Origin of the sequence: Burkholderia sp. Bp8963 (genome assembly GCF_003854275.1) — a bacterium.
GTDB lineage: Bacteria > Pseudomonadota > Gammaproteobacteria > Burkholderiales > Burkholderiaceae > Burkholderia.
In genome coordinates this window covers 104,543-130,975 of sequence record NZ_QTQP01000002.1, presented here as the reverse complement: position 1 = coordinate 130,975, position 26,433 = coordinate 104,543, and the positions used below count along the sequence as shown (strand labels likewise).

Sequence of the window (26,433 nt, the reverse complement as noted above, 5' to 3'; positions counted from 1 at the left end):
CGTTGTCGTATTCGGTTGCCGCATCGCGTTGGCGAATCGCGTTGCCGCATTTCGTTGCGCGGCGGGCTCAGGCCGATGCGTTCGGCTGCGGGGCCGCGATGCGCAGCGTGCTGACGACAGCCGCGGCCGCCGCGAACGCGGCAGCCACGTAGAGCGCGACCGTCGGCCCGTGCTCGGGCGCGACGCCGAAGATCAGCGCGACGAGCGCGGCGCCGAGCGTCTGCCCGGTCAATCGCGCGGTGCTGAGCATGCCGCCCGCGCCGCCGCTGCGTTCGCGCGGCGCCGACGACAGCATCGCGCGGTTGTTCGGCGACTGGAACAGCCCGAAGCCCGCGCCGCACAATGCCATGCGCCAGACGATGTCGGCCGTGCCCGGATGCGCGCCGATCGTCGCGAGCGACAGCAGCCCGGCCGCGAACAGTGCAAGCCCGATGCCGCCGAGCACGCCGGCCGAGTAGCGGTCGGACAGCACGCCGGCGAGTGGGGCGGCGACGACGATCACGAGCGGCCACGGCGTCATGTAGAGGCCCGTCTGCACCTGCGAGAAGCCGAGCGAGTTCTGCAGCCAGAACGGCAGCGCGACGAATGCGAGCATCTGCGACGTGAACGACGCGACCGATGTGCAGATCGACAGCGCGAACATCGGGATGCGCATCAGGTCGACCGGCAGCAGCGGCGCCGGCTGCGACAGTTGCCGCTTCACGAAGAAGTAGCCGACGGCGAGTGCCACTGCGAATTCCGCGGCGACGACGGCACTGCGCTCGCCGTGGCCGAGCCCGTCGACCGCGATGATCAGCAGCCCGAACACGCACGCGTTCATCAGTGCGCTCGGAAAGTCGTACGGCGCGTTGTGCAGCGGGTTGGCGGGCAGCGCGCGCAGGCTGCCGAGCACCGCCGCAATGCCGATCGGCACGTTGATCGCGAAGAGCCACGGCCACGGTGCGACCGACAGCACGGCGGACGCGACCGTCGGCCCGACCGCCGACGACAGCGCGACCACCATCGCATTGATCGACAGGCCGCGGCCGAGCATCGACGACGGATAGATCATCCGTACGAGCGCCGCGTTGACGCTCATGATCCCCGACGCGCCGAAGCCCTGGATCACGCGCAGCACCGCGAGCGTCGGCAGCGAGGTGGCGAGCGCGCAGCCGAGCGACGCGACGGTGAACAGCGCGAGGCCGGCGATGTAGATACGGCGGTAGCCGACGCGTTCACCGAGCGACGCGAGCGGCAGCAGCGTGATCGTGACGGCGAGCTGGTAGGCGTTGACGATCCAGATCGACGCGGCATCGGACGCGTGCAGGTCGCGTGCGATGGTCGGCAGCGCGACGTTGGCGATCGCGCCGTCGAGCACGGCGAGCGTGATGCCCAGTGCGACACAGACGATCGCCCAGTAGCGTTGCGGAAGCGGCAGGCCGGTATCGGCATTCATGACGGGAACGCGTCAGTCTGGAGCCGGAACGCGGCCATGGAGCCTCCTTGCGGTGATGGGCGGCGGGTTGAAGCGCGGGATTGTGATGGCGCTGCGCACGCGCACGGAGGCAGGCGCAAGGCGGCCGAGTGTAGCACCGGGCCGCGCGACGCGTCGTCGACGCGGGCCGATGCGCAGGCCGGCCGCGCGGTCACCCCTCGAAGTCGAGCCCGCCCAGCCGCACGAGCGGGTCGGCCTGCGTGCGCGACACGAGATCGACGTCGCGCGCGCTCTGCCACGCGTCGAGCTTCCTCGGCAGCGCCGCGAGATAGTGCTCGAAGCGCAGCATGCCGTGCGGCTCCATCAGCTGTTCGATTTCGTCGGTGTCCCAGGTCAGCTCGAGGTTCAGCGGATGCGCGAAGCCGCTCACGTGTTCGTGCGGCGCGCTGCGCACGCGCACCTGCGTCGGGTGGCCATGGCCGCCGTACGGGACGACGTCGGTCTCGACGTGGTCGGCGAAGAATGCGGCGATCGCGCGCGCGATGCGTGGCGCGAATTCGGTATCGAAACGGCGGGCGGTTTCGGGCTGCATGCGGGCGTCTCCTTTGTCCCGAAAATGTAGCACGGCGCTTGCGCGTTTTGGCCGGCCGGCCCGGCGTAATCGTGCGTTACCACTTGCTGCATCTATTACGGCGGGCTGCGTCCACAATGCATCGCATCCCGTACCACTTCGCGTGGGAGTGCATCATGAAGAAGATCGCAGCAGTGTGTGTACTCGCCGGTTCGCTTGCCATCGCCGGGCCGGCATCCGCGCATGACCGCGACGGCGGCGCCGTGATCGGCGCGCTGATCGGCGGCGCGGTGCTGGGCGCGATCGTGACGTCCGCGCTGAACCCGCCGGTCGCGTACCAGGCGCCTGCGTATCAGGCACCGGCGTATCAGCCGCCGACGTACTATCAGGCGCCGGCCTACCAGCCGCCTGCCTATCCGCCGAGCTATCAGCAGGCACAGTATCAGGACGACGATGGCGACGGCGGCCAGCCTCGCTATTGCTATGACCGCTATCAGCGCGCGTATGTGTGTGGCGCACCGGCGCAGGCCGGCTACGGTTATGCGCAACCGGCCGGGTGGTAAGCGCGGCGGCGCGTGCATGCGCCGCCGCGGTGCCGCGGAGTCATGATCGCGTGGCGCCGCTGCCGTTGCCGGCGAATGCGGAATCGAAACGAGAAGGCCCTCGCACGATGCGAGGGCCATTTTTGTTGAGTGTGTGTTGCGGCAGACTTGTGAAAAGGATGCGTGCGCAACGTCATTCGCGCCGGCGCGCGTCACCCGCGCCGGATACAAACGGTTGCAATTGCGTCAGTGCCAGCGGCCGTGTCCGCGGTCATCGTCGGTCTGGCCGCTGCGCCAGTCCCGGCTGCCGCCGTTCGCACGGTTGCCGTCGCCCGAGCGGTTGCCGCCGTTGCCGTGATTCCAGCCGTTTCCATTGCCGTTGCCGCCGTTGCCGCGATTCCAGCCATTTCCATTGCCGTTGCCGCGGTCACCCCAGTTGCGGTCGCCCCAGCCGCGGTCGTGCCGCCAGTCGCGGTCGCCGTGGCGGTAGTCGCGGCGATCCCAGTCACGGTCGCCGCCGCCGCCCCAGATGTTCACCGAGCCGTACACGGGTGGATAGGTGGGGCCATATGCGTAGCCGGGGTCCGAATAATAGGGCTGACCGTAGCCGTATCCGTATCCGGCGTCAGGGCCGACGACGCAGCCCGTCAGCAGCGTGGCGACTGCGGCGGTGGCGGTGAGGGTGGTGATGGTGGTGAGCTTGATCATGGCGTTCTCCGTTGAGCCGATCATATGTGGCGGAGCGCCGCGCATCTGACAGCAATTGTGACTCTAAATTACAGCCGCGTAAGGTCGTCCGGTGAGAGTGTTAGCATCCGGAGCCAATTGTCTTACAGGAGCACCTCGATGAAATTTGCGATCCGGGCCGCGCTGGCTGCCGTTTGCGTGACGACTGCCGCGGCATGCGCGGCGGGGCCGGCGTCCGAGCCGGCCGTGTCGGCCGAATCGATCAAGATGTTCCCGTCGCCCGCGGCGGGCCAGCAGCGCGCCGTGATTGCGCTGCCCGCGCTCGCCGACGAAGCCGATGCGCGCGTCGAGCTGATGATCGGCAAGACGCTGCAGACCGACTGCAACCAGCAGTGGTTCGGCGGCGAACTGACGACCGGGACCGTGCAGGGCTGGGGCTATTCGTATTACCGGCTGTCCGGCGTGAAGGGGCCGGCGTCGACGCTGATGGCCTGTCCGGGACAGGCGCCGCCGCGCGAACGGTTCGTGCAGGTGCGCGGCGACGATCAGCTGCTGCGCTACAACAGCCGGCTGCCGATCGTCGTGTATGTGCCGAACGGCTTCGAAGTGCGGTATCGCGTGTGGCATGCGTCGGGCGACGTGAAGCACGCGGTCGCTCAGTAATGCGGTGACATGCCGTGCCGGTGTCGCGATGCCGGCGCGGTGTGTCGCGGCGCGGCCCGGCTGTCGTGGCCAGGTCGCGGTGAGCGCCGATGTGGGGTGGCGGTGTTGACGCGTACACGAGCTCGCACGCACGAACCCGCGCATGTGTGACGTGCAGCGAACGTGGAGCAGGGAAATCGTCGGGATCGCCGGTGCCGACGGCGAATGCAGAGATGTCGCTGGTCCCCCCGACAGGAATCGAACCTGTATCTAGCGCTTAGGAGGCGCTTGTTCTATCCATTGAACTACGGGGAGCCTGCGGATCCGGCGTGTCGCGAACCGGACAGCGGTGTGGACAGCGCGCAGAGTATAGCAAACGCGCGTTCGCATCGGCAGGGGGCATGCGCGCCGACGCGAACGTACCGCGCTCAGGCCGTCAGAAATCGACGACGACGAAGTCTTCCTTGCTCACGTCGCACAGCGGGCAACGCCAGTCGGCAGGAATGTCGGCGAAGCGGGTGCCGGGCGCGATGCCCTCGTCGGGCAGCCCTTCCGCCTCGTTGTAGACCCACCCGCAAATCAGGCAGACCCAGCTCTGGTATTCGGTCACTTCGCTCATGTCGCGCTCAGGATGATGAAAACAGGGAGTGCCGTCCGCGGCGTCGCCGGCGGACGAAAGGCGCAATGGTACCGGAATTTCGCCGAACTCGGCCGCAACGTCGTTTTAAACGTACGCATCGCGAACAACCTGGCCCGAGCGCGCGTGCCGGGCATGCAGTGTATGCTTCGTGGGCCTTTCAATCAGAAGGAGAAAAGGATGCTCAACAGAAAGTGGATCGCCGGTGCGGTGTGCGTGGCGGCGCTGGCGGTGTCGACAATCGCACGCGCCGAGTCGCGCGTGTTTTTCGTCGAGCCGCCGGACGGTGTGACGGTGTCGAACCCGGTGCACGTGAAGTTCGGTCTCGAAGGCGACATTCATCTGGCGCCGGCCGGCGACATGACGCCGAACATTGGCCATCATCACTTGCTGATCGACGGCACACCGGTGTCGAAGGGCGTCGTGATCCCCGCGAGCGAGCATTCGCTGCACTTCGGCAAGGCCCAGACCGAGACCGACGTGACGCTACCGCCGGGCCGGCACACGCTCACGCTGCAGCTCGGCGACGGCGCGCACCGGTCGTATGGTCCCGAACTGAGCAAGACCATCATCGTCAACGTGAAGTAAGCGCGGGTGGCCGCCGCGCGCGAGCGCGCCGCACCGGGCGTGCGGAGCCGGCGACGGCGCGCGGCAATCCAGGCAAACCCGGCCATCCGCGCCATCCGTCCGGCGTTATCCGTTCAGCCATGCCGGCGGCGGCTCCGCCACCGGTACAATGGGCGCTTCCGATTTCTCTTCGCCGTCTTCCCCATGTCGCTCTATTCCATTTCCGGCGCGCAGCTCGCGTTCGGTCACGTCGCGTTGCTCGATCACGCGGATTTCTCGCTCGAGGCCGGCGAGCGCGTCGGCCTGATTGGCCGCAACGGCGCGGGCAAGTCGTCGCTGCTGAAGATCGTCGCCGATCTCGCGCGGCCCGATGACGGCCTCGTCACGCGCCAGCAGGAGCTCGTGACCGTCTACGTGCCGCAGGAACCCGAATTCGAACCGGGCGCGACCGTGTTCGACGCAGTCGCGTCGGGCCTCACGCACGCACGCGCGCTGCACGACGAATACGACACGATCGCGCACCGTCTCGCAGAGACGCCCGAAGGCGCCGAACACGACGCGCTGCTCGCGCGGATGAACACGCTGCAGTCGTCGCTCGACGCGCACGATGCGTGGAACTGGCGCACGCGCGTGTCGACGACGCTCGCGCAGATCGGCCTCGCGGATGTCGACGCGCGCGTCGACGCGCTGTCCGGCGGGATGCAGAAGCGCGTCGCGCTCGCCCGCGCGCTCGTGGTGCAGCCCGACGTGCTGCTGCTCGACGAGCCGACCAACCACCTCGACTTCGACGGCATCCGCTGGCTCGAGGAGCTGCTCGTCACGCAGCGCGCGGGGCTGCTGTTCATCACGCACGATCGCGCGTTTCTCGACCGCGTCGCGACGCGCATCGTCGAACTCGATCGCGGCCGCCTGCTGTCGTATCCGGGCAATTTCTCCGCGTACCAGACGCGCAAGGCGCAGCAGCTCGAAGTCGAGCGCGTCGAAAACGAGAAGTTCGACAAGCTGCTCGCGCAGGAAGAAGTGTGGATCCGCAAGGGCGTCGAGGCGCGCCGCACGCGCAGCGTCGGCCGCATCGCGCGGCTCGTGCAGATGCGCAGCGAACGCGCGGAGCGCCGCAACGCGCAGGGCAACGTGAAGCTCGACGTCGCGCAGGGCGAGAAGTCCGGCAAGATCGTCGCGGAGCTGACCGACGTGACGAAGCGCTACGGCGGCCGCACGGTCGTCGACCGCTTCTCGTCGACGGTGATGCGCGGCGACAAGATCGGCTTCGTCGGCCCGAACGGCGCGGGCAAGACCACGCTGCTCAAGCTGATCCTCGGCGAACTCAAGCCGGACGAAGGCACGGTGCGCACCGGCACGAACCTGCAAGTGGCGTACTTCGACCAGATGCGCGCGCAGCTCGATCCGGAAAAGAGCCTCGCCGACACGATCAGCCCAGGCAGCGAATGGGTCGAGATCGCCGGCAACCGCAAGCACGTGATGAGCTATCTCGGCGACTTCCTGTTCGCGCCGGAACGCGCGCGCTCGCCGGTGAAATCGCTGTCGGGCGGCGAGCGCAACCGGCTGTTGCTTGCGCGCCTGTTCGCACGACCTGCGAACGTGCTGGTGCTCGACGAGCCGACCAACGACCTCGACATCCCGACGCTCGAGCTGCTCGAGGAACTGATGGCCGACTACGACGGCACGGTGCTGCTCGTCAGCCACGACCGCGCGTTTCTCGACAACGTCGTGACGTCGGTGATCGCATCCGAAGGCGACGGCAAGTGGCGCGAATATGTCGGCGGCTTCAGCGACTGGCAGATCCAGTGCGAGCGCGCGCAGCAGCTCGCGCAGCAGGAAGCTGCGAAGCGTGTCGTGAAGGAAGCGGCGCCCGCCAAGGAAGAGCCGGCGAAGGGCGCGGCGGGCCGCAACGCGCAGCGTACCGTGAAGCTGTCGTTCAACGAACAGCGCGAGCTCGATGCGCTGCCCGACCGGATCGCGACGCTCGAGGAAGAGCAGAAGACGATCGGCGCACAGCTCGAGGACGGCTCGATCTTCGCGAAGGACCCGCAGGAAGGCACGCGCCTGACCGAGCGGTTCGCGGCGATCGACGACGAGCTGCTCGCCGCGCTCGAACGTTGGGAGACGCTCGAAGCAAAGCGCAAGCCGTGACGCATCGCGGGGCGGCCATCCGCGGGGCAGCCATCCGTGGGGCAGCCGTCCGCGGGATGGCGATCCGTGCGGCTGTCCTTCGCGTCGACGCCTGCGCGGGCCTGCCGCAGCGGTGCTGCTGCGATCCGCTTTTCGCGCAGTGGCGCGTCGCGCGGAACCAGTAGAATACGGCGCGTTTCGGGCTGCGCGGCGCACGCTGCGCGCCCGCTTTCGGAGCAGTCCAAGCACACCGTTGTTACGATTCGCTTTTTTACGGAACTCAACGCTTTGTCCACGACGTTGTCCACACGAGATGTGGACAAGGTCCCGATGAATGACGAAATTCAGTGCCTATGTCAACGAAGAAGCCCAGCGCGGCCTATAGCGAAGCATCGATCAAGGTGCTCAAGGGTCTCGAGCCGGTCAAGCAGCGGCCCGGCATGTACACCCGTACCGAGAATCCGCTGCACATCATCCAGGAAGTCATCGACAACGCGTCCGACGAGGCGCTCGGCGGCTACGGCAAGCAGATCACCGTCACGCTGCACGCGGACCATTCGGTATCCGTCGAGGACGACGGCCGCGGCATCCCGTTCGGCCTGCATCCCGAGGAAGGCGTGCCGGTCGTCGAGATCGTGTTCACGCGCCTGCACGCAGGCGGCAAGTTCGACAAGGCCGCGGGCGGCGCCTACACGTTCTCGGGCGGCCTGCACGGCGTCGGCGTGTCGGTGACGAACGCGCTCGCGACACGTCTCGACGTGACCGTCTGGCGCGATGGCAAGATTGCCGGTCTCGGCTTTGCGGACGGCGACGTCGTGAAGCCGCTCGCGACGCAGGCCGCGGGCCGTGGCGAGAAGAAGTCCGGCACGCGCGTGCAGGTCTGGCCGAATCCGAAATACTTCGATTCGCCGAACCTGCCGCTCGGCGAGCTGCAACGCCTGTTGCGCTCGAAGGCCGTGCTGCTGCCGGGCGTCGAGGTCGTGCTCGTCAACGAGAAGACCGGCGAGCGCCAGAGCTGGAAGTACGAGGACGGCCTGCGCGGCTACCTGCTCGACGAGATGAACGGCAGCGAGCTGCTGATCCCGCTGTTCGAAGGCGAGCGTTTCGCCGATTCGCGCTCGGGCGACGACACGTTCGCCGAAGGCGAAGGCGCGACGTGGGTCGTCGCATGGAGCGAGGAAGGCTCGCTCGTGCGCGAGTCGTACGTGAACCTGATCCCGACGCCGGCCGGCGGCACGCACGAATCGGGGCTGCGCGATGGCCTCTACCAGGCCGTGAAGAGCTTCGTCGAGCTGCACAACCTGCAGCCGAAGGGCGTGAAGCTGCTCGCGGAAGACGTGTACGCGCGCGTGTCGTTCGTGCTGTCCGCGAAGGTGCTCGATCCGCAGTTCCAAGGCCAGATCAAGGAACGCCTGAACAGCCGCGATGCGGTGAAGCTCGTGTCGTCGTTCTCGCGCCCGGCGCTCGAACTGTGGCTGAACCAGCACGTCGAGCACGGCAAGAAGCTCGCCGAACTCGTGATCAAGCAGGCGCAGGCGCGCACCCGTGCGGGCCAGAAGGTCGAGAAGCGCAAGAGCTCGGGCGTCGCGGTGCTGCCCGGCAAGCTGACCGACTGCGAGACTGAAGATATCGCGCGCAACGAGCTGTTCCTCGTCGAGGGCGACTCGGCGGGCGGCTCCGCGAAGATGGGCCGCGACAAGGAATACCAGGCGATCCTGCCGCTGCGCGGCAAGGTGCTGAACACGTGGGAGACCGAGCGCGACCGCCTGTTCGCGAACAACGAGGTGCACGACATCTCGGTCGCGATCGGCGTCGATCCGCACAGCCCGGACGACAGCGTCGACCTGTCGAACCTGCGCTACGGCAAGATCTGCATCCTGTCCGACGCGGACGTCGACGGCTCGCACATCCAGGTGCTGCTGCTCACGCTGTTCTTCAAGCATTTCCCGCAACTGATCGAGCGTGGTCACGTGTTCGTCGCGCGGCCGCCGCTGTTCCGCGTCGATGCGCCCGCGCGCGGCAAGAAGCCCGCGCAGAAGCTGTACGCGCTCGACGACGGCGAGCTCGAAGCGATCCTCGACAAGCTGCGCAAGGACGGCGTGCGCGACACGCAGTGGAGCATCAGCCGCTTCAAGGGCCTCGGCGAAATGAGCGCCGAGCAGCTGTGGGATACGACGATGAACCCCGACACCCGGCGCCTGATGCCCGTGAAGCTCGGCGCGCTCGACTACGAGTCGACGGTCGCGCGCATGACGATGCTGATGGGCAAGGGCGAGGCGGCCGCGCGTCGCGGCTGGCTCGAGGAAAAGGGCAACGAAGTCGAAGCGGATATTTGAGCGCCCCCTGAAGGGGACAGGAAAGCCCGGAAAGGCCCGGCGTTTTCCTGGCGCGCACGAGCCGGGCATGACGTTCGGCCGATGCGCGCGCCACACACGAACACGGAATTCGAATTCAGATGGACGACAACACTCCCGATCTCTTTGCCGGGTCTGACGCGCCCGGCAACGACGCGCTGACGCTCGGCAACTATGCGGAGCAGGCGTATCTCAGCTATGCGGTCAGCGTCGTGAAGGGCCGCGCGCTGCCGGACGTCTGCGACGGCCAGAAGCCGGTGCAGCGCCGGATCCTGTTCGCGATGAACGAAATGGGCCTCGGCCCCGACGCGAAGCCGGTGAAGTCCGCGCGCGTCGTCGGCGACGTGCTCGGCAAATACCACCCGCACGGCGACCAGTCCGCGTACGACGCGCTCGTGCGGCTCGCGCAGGATTTCTCGCTGCGCTATCCGCTGATCGACGGGCAGGGCAACTTCGGCTCGCGCGACGGCGACGGCGCGGCGGCGATGCGTTACACCGAAGCGCGCCTGACGCCGATCTCGAAGCTGCTGCTCGACGAGATCGACCAGGGCACGGTCGACTTCATGCCGAACTACGACGGCTCGTTCGAGGAGCCGAAGACGCTGCCCGGCCGCCTGCCGTTCGTACTGTTGAACGGTGCGTCGGGCATCGCGGTCGGTCTCGCGACCGAGATCCCGTCGCACAACCTGCGCGAAGTCGCGGCGGCGGCCGTTGCACTGATTCGTCACCCGAAGTTGACGCATGCGGAGCTGATGGCGCTGATCCCCGGCCCGGACTTCCCCGGCGGCGGCCAGATCATCTCGAGCGACGCGGAAATCTCCGCGGCCTATGAGAGCGGCCGCGGCAGCCTGAAGGTGCGCGCGCGCTGGAAGATCGAGGATCTCGCGCGCGGCCAGTGGCAGCTCGTCGTCACCGAGCTGCCGCCGAGCACGTCGTGCCAGAAGGTGCTCGAGGAAATCGAGGAGCTGACTAACCCGAAGCTCAAGCTCGGCAAGAAGACGCTGACGCCAGAGCAGCTCAACACGAAGAAGGCGATGCTCGACCTGCTCGACGCGGTGCGCGACGAGTCGGGCAAGGAAGCGCCGGTGCGGCTCGTGTTCGAGCCGAAGTCGCGCACGATCGACCAGACCGAGTTCGTCAATTCGCTGCTCGCGTACACGAGCCTCGAATCGAACGCGGCGCTGAACCTCGTGATGGTCGGCGCCGACGGCAGGCCGGGCCAGAAGGGGCTGCTGACGATCCTCGACGAGTGGGTGAAGTTCCGCCAGCTCACGATGACGCGGCGCTGCCGCCACCGTCTCGCGAAGGTCGACGACCGGATCCACATCCTCGAAGGCCGGATGATCGTCTTCCTGAACATCGACGAGGTGATCCGCATCATCCGCGAGTCGGACGAGCCGAAGGCCGCGCTGATGAGCGCGTTCGGCCTCTCCGAGCGCCAGGCCGAAGACATCCTCGAAATCCGCCTGCGTCAGCTCGCGCGGCTCGAGAAAATCAAGATCGAGAAGGAGCTCGAGTCGCTGCGCGACGAGAAGGCGAAGCTCGAGGAGCTGCTCGCGAACGAAAGCGCGATGAAGCGGCTGATGATCAAGGAGATCGAGGCCGACGCGAAGCAGTACGGCGACGAGCGCCGCACGCTGATCCAGCAGGAAAAGCGCGCGACGTTCGAGGCGAAGGTCGTCGACGAGCCGGTGACGGTCGTCGTGTCGCAGAAGGGCTGGGTGCGCGCGCTGAAGGGCCACGGGCTCGATCCGGCGGGCTTCACGTTCAAGGCCGGCGACGCCCTGTACGCGGCGTTCCAGTGCCGCACGCCGGATCGCTTGATCGCGTGGGGCAGCAGCGGCCGCGTGTATTCGGTCGACGTGTCGGTGCTGCCGGGCGGGCGCGGCGACGGCGTGCCCGTCACGTCGCTGATCGAACTCGAATCGGGCTCGCACCTGATGCATTACTTCGCGGCGCCGGCCGAGCAGCCGCTGCTGCTCGCGTCGAGCAATGGCTTCGGCTTCCTCGCGAAGGTCGGCGACATGGTGAGCCGCGTGAAGGCCGGCAAGGCGTTCATGACGATCGATGCGGGCGCGGTGCCGCTCGCACCCATGCCGGTGCTGCCGAACGCGACGCAGGTCGCGTGCCTGTCGAGCGGCGGGCGGCTCCTCGTGTTCGGCATGGACGAGATGAAGACGCTGTCGGGCGGCGGCCGCGGCGTGATCCTGATGGCGCTCGACGACAAGGAAACCCTCGTGCAGGCGCTCGCGATCGATCCGGCCGGCGTCGTGCTGATCGGCACGGGCCGTGGCGGCAAGGCGCAGGAGGAAACGCTGTCCGGCAGCGCGCTCGCGCCGCAGGTCGGCAAGCGCGCGCGCAAGGGCCGCGCGCCGGACACGAAGCTCAAGACCATCGGCGGGCTGCGTCCGTTGCTCGGCTGAGCGCGTATCATCCGCGGCATCCTGGGGCCGCACGGCCGCTTCGGCGGCCGTGCGGCCTTTTTCGTCGGCGCTGCGTGCCACCGTCACGCAGGACTTGCAAAATATTGTGAAATCCGCACGCAGGCCTGAACCGAGCGGTAGCGTACCTGTCGAACGTCGCTCGGTGCAGCGCACATGCGCAGCTCGCGCGACGCGTTCTTGCGTCGCGCCGGTTCGCAGCGCGACTGCCGGTTCGCCACATCATCCCAAACATAACAGAACAGGATTCTCGCCATGTCCCACGCAATTGCCGTCGCGTTATTTCTCCATCTGCTGGCCGTCGCCGTGTGGGTGGGCGGGATGGTGTTCGCCAACTTCTGCCTGCGGCCGGCGCTGTCGGACCTGTCGCCGCAGTTGCGGCTGCCGCTGATCGAGGGCGTGTTCGGCCGCTTCTTCAACTGGGTCGCGGGGTCGGTGATCGTGATCCTGCTGTCCGGCGGCTTCCTGCTGATGCAGTTCGGCGGCGCGCACGCGACCTGGGCGCTGCACGCGATGGCCGGCCTCGGCGTCGTGATGATGCTGATCTTCGGTCACATCCGTTTCGCGCTGTTCCCGCGCATCCGCCGCGCGGTGCAGGCGCAGAACTGGCCCGACGGCGCGCGTGCGGTGAACGCGGTGCGCCTGCTCGTCGTCGTCAACCTCGTGCTCGGCGCCGTGACGGTCGGCGCGGCCGTGCTGTCGCGCGGCTTCTGACAGCTTCTGACGGCTTTGCGCGGGCGGTGCGCGGCGGCGTGCCCGTTGCCGCTCCCGCTTCCGCTCCCATTTCCGATTCCGCTTCTGTTCCCGCTTCTGCTCCCGCTTGCCGCGCCGTTCACGCGGCCAGCATCGCGTCGAGCAGCCACGCGCCCGCGGGGCCGAGCGGCCGGCTGCGCGACCACACCGCATCGACCCGCACCCGGCGCGGCCAGCCGCGTGCCCGCAGCTCGCAGAGCCGGTCGCGCGCGAAATGCTCGACCATCCAGCGGGGCAGTTCCGCCCAGCCGAATCCCAGCACCGCCATCTCCAGCAACATCAGGTAGCTCGGCGCCGACCAGCGGCGCGTGCCGGCGACGATCAGGCCGTCCGCTTCGCGGCCGTCCGGCGTCGCGTACGTATTGAGGCGCAGCTCGCGCGCATCGCGCAGCGCGGCATGCGGCACCTCGGCGTCGCGATGCGCGGCGAGCGGGTGCGTGCGCCCGACGAACAGGCCGATCTCCGATTCCTCCGCGATCGTCGCCGCGCCGATGTCGGGCGGATAGGCCGCGCGCGCGGCCATCAGCCCGAGCTGCGCGCGGCCCTGCTGGATCAGGTCCAGCACGTCCTCGTGCTCGGCGATCTGGCATTCGAGCTCGAGTGCCGGAAAGCGCTGCTCGAGCGCCGTCAGCGTCTCCTCGTAGCGCTTCGACTGATAGGTGTCGGACACCACGAGCGTCAGCCGCGCCTCCTCGCCGTGCGCGAGCCGGGCGGCGGTGCGGTCGATCGCCGCGCCGGCCTCGAGCGCGCGCTGCACGTGCGGCAGCAGTGCGCGGCCGGCATCGGTCAGCGTCGGTGCGCGCGTCGAGCGGTCGAACAGTTGCACGCCGAGATCGATCTCGAGGTTCGCGATCGCTTCCGACACGGTCGACTGGCGTTTGCCGAGCTTGCGCGCGGCGGCCGTGAACGAGCCGAGCAGCGCGGCTTCCGCGAACGCAAGCAAGGCTTCCGGGGCGTGACGCATACGGGGCTCCTGGCATCGTTTCATCGGAAAAACCGATGATACTCAATTGGATTCACGCGGTCATGCCGATCAGAATGGCGGGCATGGATCATATGTCAGGATCGGAGGCTGCAATGAAACATCCCAACAAAACGGTGACGGAACGGCTCGTGCATGCGCTGACGTTCGAACTGGTCGCGATCGCGCTGTGCGCGCCGATCGGTGCGTGGCTGCTCGACATGCCGGTATCGCATGTCGGCGCGCTGACGGTGATGGTGTCGCTGATCGCGATGGCGTGGAACATGACGTTCAACACGCTGTTCGACCGGTTCGAGCGCCGTTTCGGGCTGGTGCGCAATCTCGGCATGCGGATCGTGCATGCGCTCGCGTTCGAGCTGGGGCTCGTCGCGATGGTGGTGCCGCTCGCCGCGTGGTGGCTCGGCATCGGCCTCGTCGAGGCGCTGCTGCTCGACCTCGGCATCGTGCTGTTTTTCCTGCCTTACACGTTCTGCTTCAATCTCGCGTACGACCACCTGCGCTCGCGCCGGCTCGCGCGTCGCGTCGCGCTGTGACGCTGGCGCGTGGCTGTGGGCGGCCGCTCAGTGCGCGGCCGCCCACAGCCACGCGCCGCACGCGATCGCAACCGCGCCGTACACGAGGAACACGGGCACCCTGAAGCGCGCGAAGCACAGCATCGCGAACGCGCCCGTGACCCAATAGATCGGATCGGCCGGTTCGCGGTGCAGGATTTTCACGATTGCGACGACGAGAAAGCCGGTCGTCGCCGCGCGCAGCAGGCGCATCCCGTGCTCGAAACGCGCATGGCGCTTGAGCCGGAACAGTTGGCGCTGGGCAAACACGACGAGGCAGCCGGACGGGATGAAGAGGGCGGCGGTCGCGAGGAGCGCGCCGCGCCAGCCGTCGGTCAGGTAGCCGAGGAACGGCACGACGTTCAGCAGCGGCCCCGGCGACACGGGCGACAGCGCGAAAGCGAGCGTGAAGTCGTGATCGGAGATGCCGGTCTCGGGCGTGACGAACAGCGCCTTCAGCACCGGCAGCGCGGAGAAGCCGCCGCCGAACAGCGTCATGCCCGCGCCCGCGAGCCGCGGCCACAGCAGTGTCGTCTGGTAGTCGCCGGGAACCGGCAGTGCGAACAGCGCGACGAATACCGCGAGCAGCACGAGCAGCTTGCGGTCGCGCGTCGACAGCCTGAAGTCGACCGCGTTGTCCTGCGGCCGACCGGTCAGCCAGCCTGCCGCGAACGCCGCGAACAGAATCACGACGAACGCCGCGGGACTGTGCGCGAACGCGAGCAGGACCGTCGACAGCGCCGCGATCGCCTGTTCGAGCGGCGCGCGCACGAGCGTGCGCAACTGCTTGACCCACGTGACGCCGATCAGCGCGGCCAGCACCATGCTGAAGTGGTTGAGCATCACGGGCGCGGCGAGCGAGCGCACGAACGGCGTGCGATAGAAGATCGCGAACAGCGTCATCATCACGAAAAACGGCAACACGCTCGCGAAACCGGCGATCCAGGCGCCGATGCGGCCGTGCAGCGTCTGGCCGACCTGCACCGCGACATTGCAGCCGACTGGCCCAGGCACGAGCCATGCAAGCGCGACGAGGTCGCCGAACGTGTGCGGCTCGATGCGCTGCATCCGGTGCACGTAATGGCGCTCGAGCTGCGCCATCATCGCGAGCCCGCCCCACGACATCGCGGAAATGGTCGCAACGACCTTGAACAGGCTCCACAGGGAGGCCCGCTCGACGCGTTGTGCGGCTTCGGCTTCGACGCTCATCATATGTGTAGCAGCGCGGGTTCATGCGAGTCGGGAGGAGGCCCTCGCGAATCGGCATGCGAACCGCGGACGTACTTCTCCGTATCATTTTCCGACGCGCGGCATGCGGCAGCCATGCGCGAAAACGCTAGTAAATGAACTAAATAATCCGATTGGGGAACGAAACATTCCGCCGGCGGCGGGCGCTCAGGTGCCCGTATGTCCGGTTGCGCGGTGCGGGACGACGTGCGGGTGCTCGCCGCGCACGCCGAAGCGGGAGAGCAGCGACGGGATCGCGTCCGCGGGCACGGGGCGCGAGAACAGGAAGCCTTGCGCCTCGATTTCGCCTAGCGCGGACAGCCAGGCAATCTGCTCTTCGGTCTCGGTGCCCTCGACGACCACCGTCAGCCCGAGCGAACGGGCGAGATGCACGATCGACGCGACCATCACGCACACGCTGCGGTCGTTCGGGATCGCCTGCACGAAAGAGCGGTCGACCTTCAGCGTGTCGACGGAAAAACGGTGCAGGTACGACAGCGACGAGTAGCCGGTGCCGAAATCGTCGAGCGCGATGCGGATGCCGAGCTTTTTCAACGCGACGATCTTCTCGGAGACGAGCTCCGGATACTCCATCATCGCGGTCTCGGTGATCTCGAGCTCGAGGCGGCTCGCCTCGATGCCGGTGTCCTGCAGCGTGCGCGAGATCGTCTCGATCAGGTCGCCGCGCCAGAACTGTACGGGCGAGATGTTGACGGCGAGCGTCAGCGTGCCGTGCCCTTCGTCGCGCCAGCGCGCGATCTGCTCGCACGCGGTGCGGATCACGAAGTCGCCGATCGGCACGATGAGCCCCGTCGATTCGGCGATCGAAATGAATTCGTTCGCGGAAATGATCCCGTGTTCAGGGTGGTCCCAGCGCGCGAGCGCCTCGAAGCCGGTGATGTGGCGGTGCGTGAGATCGATCTTCGGCTGGTACGCGAGGAACAGCTGATCCTCGGCGAGCGCGACGCGCAGCTGCTGTTCCCAGCGCATCAGGTGGTCGGCGCGATGCGACAGGTGCGGCGCGTAGAACTGGTAGCAGTTCTTGCCGGCGTCCTTCGCGCTGTACATCGCGAGGTCGGCCTTCTTCAACAGATCGATCTCGCTTTCGTTCGCGACCGTGTGCAGTGCGATGCCGATGCTCGCGTGCAGGACGAACGAGCTGCCGCGCACGTCGAACGGCTCGCCGAACATCCGGATGATCGCCTCGGCGAGTCGCACCGCGCGCCGCTCGACGTCGTCGCCCTTCATCACGACGACGAACTCGTCGCCGCCGATGCGCGCGAGCGCGCCCTCGTCGCCGACCGCGTCGGACAGGCGCGACGCCGTCATCTGCAGCACGATGTCGCCGGCGTTGTGGCCGAGCGTGTCGTTGACGGTCTTGAAGTTGTCGAGATCGATGAACAGCAGGCCGAGCCGCGACAGGCTGGTCGGCATCGACACGTCGTTGCGCAGCCCGCGCAGTGTCGCGTAGCGGTTCGCGAGCCCGGTGAGCAGGTCGTATTCGGCGAGCTGGGTCATCTCGCGCTCGCGGCCGAGCAGCTTGCCGATGAGCCCCGTCGCGACGCCGAAGAACGCAAGCATCGCGAGCGTGATGAAGCTCGTCATCAGCAGGTAGACGTTGCGCGTGTGGTTGTAGTCGGCGAACTCCTCGCCCTGCGACAGTCCGACCATCACCGCGAGCGGATAGCCGTCGAGATGGCGGTACGACACGATGCGCGTGACGCCGTCGATCGGGTCGAGGATCGTGCCCGAGGTCCGCTCGGCGACCGGATAGACGCCCGACGCCGAGAACGCGCCCGGCGCGTTGCTCAGCGAGCCCGTGCGCCGCGCGAGCACGGCGCCCGTGTCGGATACGACCGCGATCACGCCTTCCTTGCCGATCGCCGCGTTGTTGTAGAAGTCGTTCGTGAAGTAGCTCGGATCCTCCGAGACCACCACGACGCCCGCGAAGCTGCCGTCCGGATTGTTCAGCCGCCGGGTCATCTGCAGCGTCCAGTGGCCGGACACGCGGCCGAGCACGGGCTTGCTGATATAGAGCTGGTTGTCGTTGTGCTTCAGGTGCACCTTGAAGTGCTCGCGGTCGGACAGGTCGATCGGCTTCGGATTGCGGTCGACCGTGGTCGCGAACAGGATCCCCTTCGCGTTGACGAGCGACACCTGGATCAGCGTATCGCTCGGCACGACGCCTTTTTCGACGGTGCTCGCGAGGTTGAAGCGCGCGGGCGCCTTCTCGAACTCGAACTTCACGAAGCGGGTGATCTGGTCGACCTGATGGATCGACTTCACCGTGTGCTGCTCGAGCGCCGACGACAGGATCGCCGCGGAAGCCGCTGCTTCCTTGTAGGCACTGTCCTTCTCGACCGACAGCCGCGCGACGATCACCGCCCACAGCAGCGCGAGCGCGAGCATCCCGAGCAGCGGGATCGCGAACAGCGCCCGGCGGCGCGACTTGCGCGGGGCGCGCAAAGGTCGCGTCGACGGTGAATGGGATGACCGGGCGGAGCTCATCGAAAGGGTGCGGCGTCCTGGCGCGCGTGTGCCATCCGCTCGGAATGGCTGAATATAGGGTCGCGTCAACGTCTGTTCGTCTGCGCAATGCGCATCTGTGGACAGACCCCCATGCGACGGATTAGGCCCGATATTACTGGTTGGCAGATTTTTTCGATAGCCGGGGTAAGCATAGCGCCGGCAAGCGCGGCGCGCATCGCGCGCGGCGAAAAATCAGAGGGAAGGGCGTGGGGCCGGGCAGCGGAGGCCGCCCGGCGGAGGCCATCTGGTGGAGGCCACCTAGCGGAGGCCACCTAGCGGCTGGCCGCCCCACCGAAAGTGCCGTCGACGATCGTGACCGCATGGCCGCCGATCCAGATCGCGCCGGTGGCATCGTCGTAGCTGACGCCGATGCGGCCGTCGCGGCCGATCGCCGTGCCCTGGCGTGCCGTGTACGACGGGCCGGGGCGGCGCTCCTGGCGAGTCAGGAGCCCGGCCAGCGCGGCGTTTGCGCTGCCGGTGACGGGGTCCTCGCCGACGCCGAAGCTGCCGCCCGTCATCAGGCAGCGGATTTCGAACGTCGCCGGGCCGCCAGACGGATGCGGCGCGTAGACCGCGAGCCCGTGTGCACCATAGCGGTGCGTGAGCGTTTCCAGCGCCGCCACATCCGGCGCGAGGCCGATGCACGCGTCGACTGACGTCATCCGCACGACGAGCCAGGGCGCGCCGTTGTCGACCGCGCACGGTTCGGCATCGAAATCGATGTCGGCCGAGCGCAACGCCGCCGCGAGCACCGGGTAGTCGGCGCGCGCGAGCGGCGTGACCCGCGCGGGCGGCGCCGCGAATGCCCAGCCGTCCGCCTGCTCGCGCAGCGCGACCTGGCCGACCCCGCACTGCTGGATCAGCCGGCCCGGCGTGCGCGGCACGCGGCCGCTTTCGAGAAACGCGTGCGCAGTGCCGAGTGTCGGGTGGCCCGCAAACGGCAACTCACCGCACGGCGTGAAGATCCGCACGCGGTAGTCGGCGGCGGGATCGGTCGGCGTGCACAGGAACGTCGTCTCGGACAGGTTGGTCCAGCGGGCAATCTCGAGCATCGCGTCGTCGCCGAGCGTGTCGGCGTCGAACACCACGGCGAGCGGATTGCCCTTGAACGGCACCGACGTGAAGACGTCGACCTGCTTGAAGCGGTGGCTGCGGCCGGACACCGTGACGCCGGCGCCGTTATGCAACTTCGGCAATCAGCTCGATCTCGACGCACGCACCGAGCGGGATCTGCGCGACGCCGAACGCCGAACGCGCGTGCTTGCCCGCGTCGCCGAACACGTCGGCGATCAGCTCGGACGCGCCGTTGGTCACGAGGTGCTGCTCGGTGAAGTCGAGCGTCGAATTCACGAGGCTCATCAGCTTGACGATGCGCGTGACCTTGTTCAGGTCGCCCGTGTGTGCGTGCAGCGTCGCGAGCAGGTCGATCGCGATCGAGCGTGCGGCAGCCTTGCCATCTTCGGTCGTCAGGTCGGCGCCGAGCTTGCCAGCCCAGACCTTGCCGTCCTTCTTCGCGATGTGGCCGGACAGGTACACCGTGTTGCCGCTTTGCGCGCTCATCACGTAGGCGGCAGCCGGGGCGCCGGCGGTCGGGAGTTCGATGCCGAGCGACTTCAGTTTGTCGTAGACGTTTGCCATCTGTTCGATTCCTCGTTGCAGGTCGTGAAAGGAAAGGGGGATCAGAGACGCTCGCGCAGCAGCTTGCCGAGCCGCGCGACGCCTTCCTCGATCTTCTCGGGCGGCACCGTGACGAACGACAGGCGCAGCGTGTTCAGCTGTGCGTCGTCCGCGAAGAACGGCGCGCCGGGCACGAACGCGACGTGGTCGGCCACGGCCGCGTCGAGCAGCTTCATGCTGTCGATCTGTTGCGGCAGCTTCACCCAGATGAACATCCCGCCTTCCGGGCGGTTCCACGTCACGCCTTCGGGCATGTGGCGCGCGAGCGCGCCGAGCATCGCCTCGCATTGCGCACCGTACAACTGGCGGATCGTCGGGATGTGCTCGTCGAGGAAGCCGTCCTTGATCACCTCGTGCGCGATGCGCTGCGTGAGCGTCGGCGTGTGCAGGTCGGTTGCCTGCTTCGCCTGCACGAGCTTGAAGTGCAGTTCCTCGGGGGCAATGATGTAGCCGATCCGCAGGCCCGGCGCGAGCACCTTCGAGAACGTGCCGAGGTGCACGATGTGGTCGGGCGCCATCGACAGCATCGTCGGCAGCGGCTCGCCCTGGTAGTTGAGCGCGCCGTACGGATCGTCCTCCAGCACCGGGAACGGGCTCGTCTGCGCGAACGCGGCCAGTGCGCGGCGGCGCTCGACGGGCAGGCGGCGGCCGGTCGGGTTCTGGAAGTTCGGCTGCGCGTACAGCAGGCGCGCGCCTTGCGTCAGCTCGGGCGTGAGGCCTTCGGGCAGCAGGCCCTGCTCGTCGGTCGGCACCTGCACGTAGCGCGGCTCGTACAGCGAGAACGACTGCAGCGCGCCGAGGTAGGTCGGGGTTTCGACGAGGATCGGGCTGCCCGGATCGACGAGCGCCTTGCCGAGCAGGTCGAGCGCCTGCTGCGAGCCGGTCGTGATCAGCACCTGCGACACACGCACGCTGTAGCGCTCGGCGATCCACTCGCGCAGCGGCAGGTAGCCTTCGGTCGCGCTGTACTGCAGCGCCGCGGCCGGCGCATCGCTCAGCACGCGGTCGGCGGCGGCGCGCATGCGCTCGGCCGGGAACGTGGCGGGGGCGGGCAGGCCGCCGGCGAACGAGATGACTTCGGGGCGCTCCGTGACCTTCAGGATTTCGCGGATCGCAGAGCTCGTCAGCTTGCGGGCGCGTTCGGAAAGCTGCCAGTGCGGCGGGTGCAGGTCGCTCGGATTCATATGTCTCCTCGTTCGGATATCAGGGTCAGTCATGATGGTCGGCCGGGCCGGTCGGTGCGACGCGGCCGGGTAGGCTGGGTCGACTGCGATCGGTCAGGCGCGGCCGGGTGGGCAAAACCGGTCAGGCAAAACGGCCATTATGGCGCACCATTTCAGCCAGCGCGAGCGGGTTGCGGCGCGGCGGCCACCGAGGCCCGCCGGCCGAGCATCACGGTCGCGATCACGGCGGCCGCGAACAGCCACGTCGACGGCGCGACGGACTCGCCGAACAGCAGCGCCGAAAACGCGATCGTGAAGAAGATCTGCAGCAGCTGCACCTGGCCGACGCGCGCGGTGCCGCCCATCGCGAGGCCCGCGTACCACGCGAAGAAGCCGATGAACTGCGAGAACAGCGTCACGTAGCCGAATGCGAGCCACGTGCGCAGCGCGAGCGGGCCCGGATGGGCCGCGTGGTGCACCCACGCGAGCCAGGCGACCGGCGGCGCAAGGAACGGCGCCGATACGACGAGCGCCCAGCAGATCACCTGCCAGCCGCCGATCTGGCGCGCGAGGCGTGCGCCTTCCGCATAGCCGAGCGCGCCGATGCCGACCGCGGCGAGCATCAGCGCGTCGCCCGCCTGCAGCGTACCGCCGCCGTCGCGCAGCGCGAACGCGATCACGAGCGCGCTGCCCGTCACCGCGCTGATCCAGAAGCCCGTCGACGGCCGTTCGCGCGACAGCCATGCCGCGTAAAGCGCGACCAGCAGCGACTGCAGCCCGTTGACGACCGCGCCGTGCGACGCGGGCACCGTCTTCATCGCCCACGCGGAGAACACCGGATACCCGACGATCACGCCGGCCGACACGATCGCGAGGCTTTTCAGCTGCGCGCGCGTCGGCAGCGGCTCGCGCCGCCACCACAGCAGCAGGCCGGCGGGCACCGCGGCGGCGAGCGCGCGGCCGAGCCCGTTGAGGAGCGGATGCAGCTCGGTGACGACGATGCGCGTCATCGGCAGCGTCAGGCTGAAGATCATCACGCCGACGAGGCCGAGCAGCATGCCCCGGGTTTCGCGCGAATTCATGGCGAGGGTGTCTCCGTATCGAGTGTCGTGTGACGAGTGGCGGTGTTCGGTGCGGCGGTCAGCGCAGCGTGCGCGCGCCCTGCGGCGTGTCGAACTCGGCGACGAGCGCAGGCGTCCCGTCGCCGGCTTCGACGGCCAGCAGATGGGCGGCGCCGAGCCAGTCGAGCTGCTCGCGCACGAGGTCCGCGCGCGGATGCGTGCCCTTCAGCGCCTTCAGCGCGATGCCGCCGTGCGGCAGCGCGTCGGACGGATGGCGCGCGCTGTCCCACTGGATCAGCGATGGCACGAGGCCGTCGCCCGCGCCCTGCCAGGCGGGGAACGCGCCGTCGTCGGGCACCGTGAGACCCCAGCTTAGTTCGCCGCGGCGCATCGCGACGATGGGCGGGATGCGTGCCGGGTACTGGCGCTGCCAGAGCGCGAGCTGGCGCGGCCGGTCGACCCGTGCGACCCAGTGCGCAAGGAACGGGCCGTGCGCGAGCCGCGCCTGCATTGCCGGGGCGTCGAGCGCGAACAGGCGGGCGCGCGGCGGCATGCGGTCGGCCGGCGCGTCCGGATCGATCGCGATCACTTCCAGATAGAGGCCGCCCCAGACGCCGAACAGCGCATTGTGGGTGCGCATCAGCGGATGACGGCCGCCGCCGGCCGGTTCGACGCCGAGCGCGTCGGTGACGTGGCGCACGCCGTCGTCGAGCGTGCGGGCGGCGATGACGAGATGGTCGAGGGTCAGGGAATGGGCTGCCATGAGTGTCGGAAAAGCGCTTCGGAAAGGCGCGTCGGAAAATCGAAACTGTAATGGCGGGTGGGCGGCCTGCGCGGCGTGCGGCGGAAGCGCCGTGCGCCGGCACGGCACCGGCCTGCGGGCCAGGTCCGGCGCAGACCGGCGAGCGAGTTGGCGACCGCGCGGCACCCGGTGCGACTCACTGTAATCGTGCAGACCGGCACAGTAACGGTACAATCGGCGCGATACCCTTCGGTACAGTTGGAGCCCCATGATGTCCACCGTCCCGCTCGACCAGATTCCCGCCCCGCACGACACGGCCACGCTCACGCTCGTCGACCAGCTCGTCCAGTGGGCGCGGCGGCGCATCGACGAACGCGTGTTCCGCCCCGGGATGCGGATGCCGTCGATCCGCAAGCTCGCGCTCGACAAGAGCGTGTCGCGCTTCACGGTCGTCGAGGCGTACGAGCGCCTCGTCGCGCAGGGCTACCTCGATTCGCGGCGCGGCTCGGGCTTCTACGTGCGCGAGCGGGCCGGCGGCCCGCAGCCGGTCGACCTGTCGGCGCGCGGCGCCGAGGCGGCGCCCGTGCACAACACGATCGACGTCGTCTGGCTGCTGCGCAACATGCTGCACACCGTCAGCCCGGAAAAGGGGCCGGGTCTCGGCTACCTGCCGGGCCGCTGGCTCGACGGCGAGCTGATCACCGGCGCGCTGCGCGCGCTCGGGCGCCAGTCCGGCGCGCAGATGCTCGGCTTCGGCACCGCTCAGGGTTTCCTGCCGCTGCGCCAGCAGTTGCAGACGCGGCTCGCGGAAGTGGAGATCGGTGCGACGCCCGACCAGCTCGTGCTCGTGTCGGGCATCACGCAGGCGATCGACCTGATTGCGCGGATCTACGTGCGGCCGGGCGATGCGGTGATCGTCGGCGATCCGGCCTGGTTCCAGATGTTCGGCCGCTTCGCGGCGCAGGGCGCGCAGCTCGTCGGCGTGCCGTACACGCCGGACGGCCCCGATCTCGACGCGCTCGAGACGCTTGTGCAGATGTGGCGGCCGAAGATGTTCGTGATCAACTCGGTGCTGCAGAACCCGACCGGCACGTCGCTGTCGGCCGCGCAGGCGTTCCGGATCCTGAAGCTCGCGGAGCAGTACGACTTCCTCGTCGTCGAGGACGACGTCTACGGCGACCTGTGCCCGCCGAGCTATCCGGCGACGCGGCTCGCGAGCCTCGATCAGCTGAAGCGCGTGATCTACCTCGGCAGCTTTTCGAAGACGCTCGCCGCGAACCTGCGGGTCGGCTATGTCGCGTGCGCGCCGGAGATCGCGAAGGCGATCACCGACCAGAAGATGCTGGTCGGCATGACGACACCGGAACTCAACGAGCGCGTGCTGTACAAGATCCTGACCGAAGGGCATTACCGGCGCCACGTCGAGCGGCTGCGCGCGCGGCTCGACGGCGTGCGCGACAAGACCGCGCGGATGCTCGAGCGCACGGGGCTGCGCCTGTTCACGATGCCGGCGGCGGGGATGTTCCTGTGGGCCGACACGGGCGTCGATTCGGACGCGCTCGCGGCCGCCGCGCACGAGGAAGGTTTCCTGCTGACGCCCGGGAGCCTGTTCTCGCCGCAGCAGTCGCCGTCGACGTGGACCCGCTTCAACGTCGCGAACTGCGGCGATCCGGCGCTGCCGGGGTTTCTCGGGCGGTATCTGGAGTCGGTTGCGCGGCGGGCGTCGTGACGCCTGCCGCCCTTGAAATCCCCCCGCCCGTCCCCAGATAGGGGCGCATTACCCGCCCGCCGCCCGCCGCCGTCCGGTATAGCGCGCCGCGCGTCGGGGTCACACCATTCAAGTAAGAGGAAACACGATCCATGGCACACGAAACGATGAGCTTTCAGGCAGAGGTCAAGCAGCTCCTCCACCTGATGATTCATTCGCTTTACAGCAACAAGGAAATCTTCCTGCGCGAACTGGTGTCGAACGCGTCCGACGCGGCCGACAAGCTGCGCTTCGAAGCGCTCGCGAACAATGCGCTGTACGAGAGCGATCCGAACCTGCGGATCCGCATCGGCTACGACAAGGCCGCACGCACGGTCACCATCGAAGACAACGGCATCGGCATGAGCCGCGACGAGGCGATCGCGAACCTCGGCACGATCGCGCGCTCGGGCACCAAGGAATTCTTCTCGAAGCTGTCCGGCGACCAGCAGAAGGACGCGGCGCTGATCGGCCAGTTCGGCGTCGGCTTCTACTCGGGCTTCATCGTCGCGGACAAGATCAGCGTCGAGACCCGCCGCGCGGGCCTGCCGGCGTCGGAAGGCGTGCGTTGGGAAAGCGCGGGCGAGGGCGACTTCACGGTCGACGCGATCGAGCGCGCGCAGCGCGGCACGACGATCACGCTGCACCTGCGCGAAGGCGAGGACGAGCTGCTGTCGTCGTACCGGCTGAAGTCGATCATCCAGAAGTACTCGGACCACATCGCGCTGCCGATCCTGATGCAGAAGGAAGAGTGGGACCAGGAAAAGGGCGAGATGGTCCTGAAGGACGAGGACGAGACCGTCAACCAGGCGAGCGCGCTGTGGACGCGTTCGAAGGGCGAGATCACCGACGAGCAGTACCAGCAGTTCTACCAGCACATCGCGCACGACCACCAGGATCCGCTCACGTGGACGCATAACCGCGTCGAGGGCCGCAGCGAATACACGCAGCTGCTGTTCGTGCCGTCGCATGCGCCGTTCGACCTGTGGAACCGCGACTACCGCGGCGGCCTGAAGCTGTACGTGAAGCGCGTGTTCATCATGGACGACGCTGAGCAACTGCTGCCGCAATACCTGCGCTTCGTGAAGGGCGTCGTCGATTCGGCGGACCTGCCGCTCAACGTGTCGCGTGAAATCCTGCAGGAAAGCCGCGACGTGAAGGCGATCCGCGAAGGCGTGACGAAGCGCGCGCTATCGATGCTCGAGGAGCTCGCGAACGCGGAAGAGGACGCCGGCAAGGAGAAGTTCAAGACCTTCTGGGGCGCATTCGGCCAGGTGCTGAAGGAAGGCCTCGGCGAGGATCACGCGAACCGCGAGCGCATCGCGAAGCTGCTGCGCTTCGCGTCGACGCACGGCGACACCGATGCGCAGGACGTGTCGCTCGCCGACTACGTCGCGCGGATGAAGCCGGAGCAGAGCAAGATCTACTACGTGACCGCCGATACGTGGCAGGCCGCGAAGAACAGCCCGCATCTCGAGGTGTTCCGCAAGAAGGGCGTCGAGGTGCTGCTGCTGACCGACCGCGTCGACGAGTGGATGCTGTCGTTCCTGCAGGAGTTCGACGGCAAGCCGCTCGCGAGCGTTGCGCGCGGCGATCTCGATCTCGGCGCGCTGAACGACGACGAGAAGAAGGCGCAGGAGGAAGCGGGCGAGGCGATCAAGCCGCTCGTCGAGAAGATGAAGGAAGCGCTCGGCGACAAGGTGAAGGAAGTGCGCGTCACGTTCCGTCTGACCGATTCGCCGTCGTGCCTCGTCGCGGACGACAACGACATGAGCGGCTACCTGCAGCGGATGCTGAAGGCGGCCGGCCAGAGCGCGCCGGCGATGCAGCCGATCCTCGAGATCAACCCCGAGCATGCGCTCGTCAAGCAGCTGAACGCCGACAGCGCCGATTTCGGCGACTGGTGCCACCTGCTGTTCGATCAGGCGCTGCTCGCGGAAGGCGGGATGCTCGACGATCCGGCGAGCTTCGTGAAGCGGACCAACGCGCTGTTGCTGTCGCGCGCCGCGTGAACGC

22 protein-coding genes and 1 tRNA gene are annotated in these 26,433 nt (G+C 68.0%); 10 read left to right on the top strand and 13 right to left on the bottom strand.

What is annotated here, in order from left to right:
• Positions 1–67: 67 nt before the first annotated feature.
• Together DID96_RS02495 and DID96_RS02490 are read right to left on the bottom strand one after the other, a co-directional pair.
• Positions 68–1,435, bottom strand: a complete 1,368-nt coding sequence (locus DID96_RS02495) for an MFS transporter (RefSeq protein WP_124597681.1) — start codon at positions 1,433–1,435, stop codon at positions 68–70.
• A gap of 190 nt (positions 1,436–1,625) precedes the next feature.
• On the bottom strand, positions 1,626–2,006 hold the full coding sequence (locus tag DID96_RS02490; protein WP_124597680.1) for a DUF5594 family protein: 381 nt from the start codon (positions 2,004–2,006) through the stop codon (positions 1,626–1,628).
• A 116-nt stretch (positions 2,007–2,122) separates the two neighbouring features.
• Between DID96_RS02490 and DID96_RS02485 the strand changes: the two genes are divergently transcribed.
• The gene (locus DID96_RS02485; protein WP_124597679.1) at positions 2,123–2,548 is read left to right on the top strand and encodes a hypothetical protein; all 426 of its coding nucleotides are present in this window, start codon (positions 2,123–2,125) and stop codon (positions 2,546–2,548) included.
• Between the two features lie 225 nt (positions 2,549–2,773).
• On the opposite strand, the gene DID96_RS02480 is transcribed toward DID96_RS02485, so the two are convergent.
• Complete coding sequence (locus DID96_RS02480) at positions 2,774–3,217, bottom strand: hypothetical protein (RefSeq protein WP_260463790.1); 444 nt, start codon at positions 3,215–3,217, stop codon at positions 2,774–2,776.
• A 156-nt stretch (positions 3,218–3,373) separates the two neighbouring features.
• Between DID96_RS02480 and eco the strand changes: the two genes are divergently transcribed.
• A complete protein-coding gene (gene eco / locus DID96_RS02475) occupies positions 3,374–3,877 on the top strand; it encodes a serine protease inhibitor ecotin (RefSeq protein WP_124597677.1) in 504 nt (167 codons plus the stop codon).
• Positions 3,878–4,096: 219 nt separating this feature from the next.
• On the opposite strand, the gene DID96_RS02470 is transcribed toward eco, so the two are convergent.
• Together DID96_RS02470 and DID96_RS02465 are read right to left on the bottom strand one after the other, a co-directional pair.
• A tRNA-Arg gene (locus DID96_RS02470) sits at positions 4,097–4,171 on the bottom strand.
• Between the two features lie 121 nt (positions 4,172–4,292).
• On the bottom strand, positions 4,293–4,475 hold the full coding sequence (locus DID96_RS02465; RefSeq protein ID WP_124597676.1) for a rubredoxin: 183 nt from the start codon (positions 4,473–4,475) through the stop codon (positions 4,293–4,295).
• 198 nt (positions 4,476–4,673) lie between these two features.
• Between DID96_RS02465 and DID96_RS02460 the strand changes: the two genes are divergently transcribed.
• The 5 genes from DID96_RS02460 to DID96_RS02435 all read left to right on the top strand — a co-directional run bounded on the left by DID96_RS02460 (position 4,674) and on the right by DID96_RS02435 (position 12,699).
• Positions 4,674–5,081 (top strand): DUF4399 domain-containing protein, encoded by a 408-nt coding sequence (locus tag DID96_RS02460; RefSeq protein WP_124597675.1) that lies wholly within the window; start codon positions 4,674–4,676, stop codon positions 5,079–5,081.
• Between the two features lie 183 nt (positions 5,082–5,264).
• Positions 5,265–7,211, top strand: a complete 1,947-nt coding sequence (locus DID96_RS02450; protein WP_124597674.1) for an ATP-binding cassette domain-containing protein — start codon at positions 5,265–5,267, stop codon at positions 7,209–7,211.
• 332 nt (positions 7,212–7,543) lie between these two features.
• The gene (locus DID96_RS02445; protein WP_124597673.1) at positions 7,544–9,526 is read left to right on the top strand and encodes a DNA topoisomerase IV subunit B; all 1,983 of its coding nucleotides are present in this window, start codon (positions 7,544–7,546) and stop codon (positions 9,524–9,526) included.
• 119 nt (positions 9,527–9,645) lie between these two features.
• The gene (gene parC, locus DID96_RS02440; protein ID WP_124597672.1) at positions 9,646–11,967 is read left to right on the top strand and encodes a DNA topoisomerase IV subunit A; all 2,322 of its coding nucleotides are present in this window, start codon (positions 9,646–9,648) and stop codon (positions 11,965–11,967) included.
• Between the two features lie 273 nt (positions 11,968–12,240).
• Positions 12,241–12,699, top strand: a complete 459-nt coding sequence (locus DID96_RS02435; protein ID WP_124597671.1) for a CopD family protein — start codon at positions 12,241–12,243, stop codon at positions 12,697–12,699.
• Between the two features lie 118 nt (positions 12,700–12,817).
• Here DID96_RS02435 and DID96_RS02430 read toward each other — a convergent pair whose 3' ends face one another.
• Complete coding sequence (locus tag DID96_RS02430; RefSeq protein ID WP_124597670.1) at positions 12,818–13,702, bottom strand: LysR family transcriptional regulator; 885 nt, start codon at positions 13,700–13,702, stop codon at positions 12,818–12,820.
• A 113-nt stretch (positions 13,703–13,815) separates the two neighbouring features.
• Between DID96_RS02430 and DID96_RS02425 the strand changes: the two genes are divergently transcribed.
• The gene (locus DID96_RS02425) at positions 13,816–14,253 is read left to right on the top strand and encodes a multidrug/biocide efflux PACE transporter (RefSeq protein ID WP_124597669.1); all 438 of its coding nucleotides are present in this window, start codon (positions 13,816–13,818) and stop codon (positions 14,251–14,253) included.
• Positions 14,254–14,280: 27 nt separating this feature from the next.
• Here DID96_RS02425 and DID96_RS02420 read toward each other — a convergent pair whose 3' ends face one another.
• From DID96_RS02420 to DID96_RS02390, 7 genes are all read right to left on the bottom strand, one after another.
• On the bottom strand, positions 14,281–15,483 hold the full coding sequence (locus DID96_RS02420; protein ID WP_124597668.1) for a chromate transporter: 1,203 nt from the start codon (positions 15,481–15,483) through the stop codon (positions 14,281–14,283).
• Positions 15,484–15,666: 183 nt separating this feature from the next.
• Positions 15,667–18,006, bottom strand: coding sequence for an EAL domain-containing protein (locus tag DID96_RS02415; protein WP_124597667.1), 2,340 nt, complete (start codon positions 18,004–18,006; stop codon positions 15,667–15,669).
• 293 nt (positions 18,007–18,299) lie between these two features.
• Positions 18,300–19,190: a PhzF family phenazine biosynthesis protein gene (locus tag DID96_RS02410; RefSeq protein ID WP_124597841.1), complete on the bottom strand. Its 891-nt coding sequence runs from the start codon at positions 19,188–19,190 to the stop codon at positions 18,300–18,302.
• Between the two features lie 16 nt (positions 19,191–19,206).
• On the bottom strand, positions 19,207–19,665 hold the full coding sequence (locus tag DID96_RS02405; protein ID WP_010091080.1) for a RidA family protein: 459 nt from the start codon (positions 19,663–19,665) through the stop codon (positions 19,207–19,209).
• Positions 19,666–19,706: 41 nt separating this feature from the next.
• A complete protein-coding gene (locus DID96_RS02400; protein ID WP_124597666.1) occupies positions 19,707–20,888 on the bottom strand; it encodes a PLP-dependent aminotransferase family protein in 1,182 nt (393 codons plus the stop codon).
• A gap of 152 nt (positions 20,889–21,040) precedes the next feature.
• Positions 21,041–21,949, bottom strand: a complete 909-nt coding sequence (locus DID96_RS02395; RefSeq protein ID WP_124597665.1) for a DMT family transporter — start codon at positions 21,947–21,949, stop codon at positions 21,041–21,043.
• Between the two features lie 58 nt (positions 21,950–22,007).
• Positions 22,008–22,691, bottom strand: coding sequence for a VOC family protein (locus tag DID96_RS02390; RefSeq protein ID WP_124597664.1), 684 nt, complete (start codon positions 22,689–22,691; stop codon positions 22,008–22,010).
• A gap of 250 nt (positions 22,692–22,941) precedes the next feature.
• Here DID96_RS02390 and DID96_RS02380 point away from each other — a divergent pair, with 250 nt between their 5' ends.
• The gene (locus DID96_RS02380) at positions 22,942–24,399 is read left to right on the top strand and encodes a PLP-dependent aminotransferase family protein (RefSeq protein WP_124597840.1); all 1,458 of its coding nucleotides are present in this window, start codon (positions 22,942–22,944) and stop codon (positions 24,397–24,399) included.
• Between the two features lie 131 nt (positions 24,400–24,530).
• Complete coding sequence (htpG, locus tag DID96_RS02375) at positions 24,531–26,429, top strand: molecular chaperone HtpG (protein WP_124597663.1); 1,899 nt, start codon at positions 24,531–24,533, stop codon at positions 26,427–26,429.
• The last annotated feature ends 4 nt before the right edge of the window (positions 26,430–26,433 follow it).

What these genes read in the sequence shown, in the direction of transcription:
- DID96_RS02495 (WP_124597681.1), bottom strand. Translation starts at nt 1,435, where the DNA reads ATGAATGCCGATACCGGCCTGCCGCTTCCGCAACGCTACTGGGCGATC.
- DID96_RS02490 (WP_124597680.1), bottom strand. Translation starts at nt 2,006, where the DNA reads ATGCAGCCCGAAACCGCCCGCCGTTTCGATACCGAATTCGCGCCACGC.
- DID96_RS02485 (WP_124597679.1), top strand. Translation starts at nt 2,123, where the DNA reads ATGCATCGCATCCCGTACCACTTCGCGTGGGAGTGCATCATGAAGAAG.
- eco (WP_124597677.1), top strand. Translation starts at nt 3,374, where the DNA reads ATGAAATTTGCGATCCGGGCCGCGCTGGCTGCCGTTTGCGTGACGACT.
- DID96_RS02465 (WP_124597676.1), bottom strand. Translation starts at nt 4,475, where the DNA reads ATGAGCGAAGTGACCGAATACCAGAGCTGGGTCTGCCTGATTTGCGGG.
- DID96_RS02460 (WP_124597675.1), top strand. Translation starts at nt 4,674, where the DNA reads ATGCTCAACAGAAAGTGGATCGCCGGTGCGGTGTGCGTGGCGGCGCTG.
- DID96_RS02450 (WP_124597674.1), top strand. Translation starts at nt 5,265, where the DNA reads ATGTCGCTCTATTCCATTTCCGGCGCGCAGCTCGCGTTCGGTCACGTC.
- DID96_RS02445 (WP_124597673.1), top strand. Translation starts at nt 7,544, where the DNA reads ATGTCAACGAAGAAGCCCAGCGCGGCCTATAGCGAAGCATCGATCAAG.
- parC (WP_124597672.1), top strand. Translation starts at nt 9,646, where the DNA reads ATGGACGACAACACTCCCGATCTCTTTGCCGGGTCTGACGCGCCCGGC.
- DID96_RS02435 (WP_124597671.1), top strand. Translation starts at nt 12,241, where the DNA reads ATGTCCCACGCAATTGCCGTCGCGTTATTTCTCCATCTGCTGGCCGTC.
- DID96_RS02430 (WP_124597670.1), bottom strand. Translation starts at nt 13,702, where the DNA reads ATGCGTCACGCCCCGGAAGCCTTGCTTGCGTTCGCGGAAGCCGCGCTG.
- DID96_RS02425 (WP_124597669.1), top strand. Translation starts at nt 13,816, where the DNA reads ATGAAACATCCCAACAAAACGGTGACGGAACGGCTCGTGCATGCGCTG.
- DID96_RS02420 (WP_124597668.1), bottom strand. Translation starts at nt 15,483, where the DNA reads ATGATGAGCGTCGAAGCCGAAGCCGCACAACGCGTCGAGCGGGCCTCC.
- DID96_RS02415 (WP_124597667.1), bottom strand. Translation starts at nt 18,006, where the DNA reads ATGAGCTCCGCCCGGTCATCCCATTCACCGTCGACGCGACCTTTGCGC.
- DID96_RS02405 (WP_010091080.1), bottom strand. Translation starts at nt 19,665, where the DNA reads ATGGCAAACGTCTACGACAAACTGAAGTCGCTCGGCATCGAACTCCCG.
- DID96_RS02400 (WP_124597666.1), bottom strand. Translation starts at nt 20,888, where the DNA reads ATGAATCCGAGCGACCTGCACCCGCCGCACTGGCAGCTTTCCGAACGC.
- DID96_RS02395 (WP_124597665.1), bottom strand. Translation starts at nt 21,949, where the DNA reads ATGAATTCGCGCGAAACCCGGGGCATGCTGCTCGGCCTCGTCGGCGTG.
- DID96_RS02390 (WP_124597664.1), bottom strand. Translation starts at nt 22,691, where the DNA reads ATGGCAGCCCATTCCCTGACCCTCGACCATCTCGTCATCGCCGCCCGC.
- DID96_RS02380 (WP_124597840.1), top strand. Translation starts at nt 22,942, where the DNA reads ATGTCCACCGTCCCGCTCGACCAGATTCCCGCCCCGCACGACACGGCC.
- htpG (WP_124597663.1), top strand. Translation starts at nt 24,531, where the DNA reads ATGGCACACGAAACGATGAGCTTTCAGGCAGAGGTCAAGCAGCTCCTC.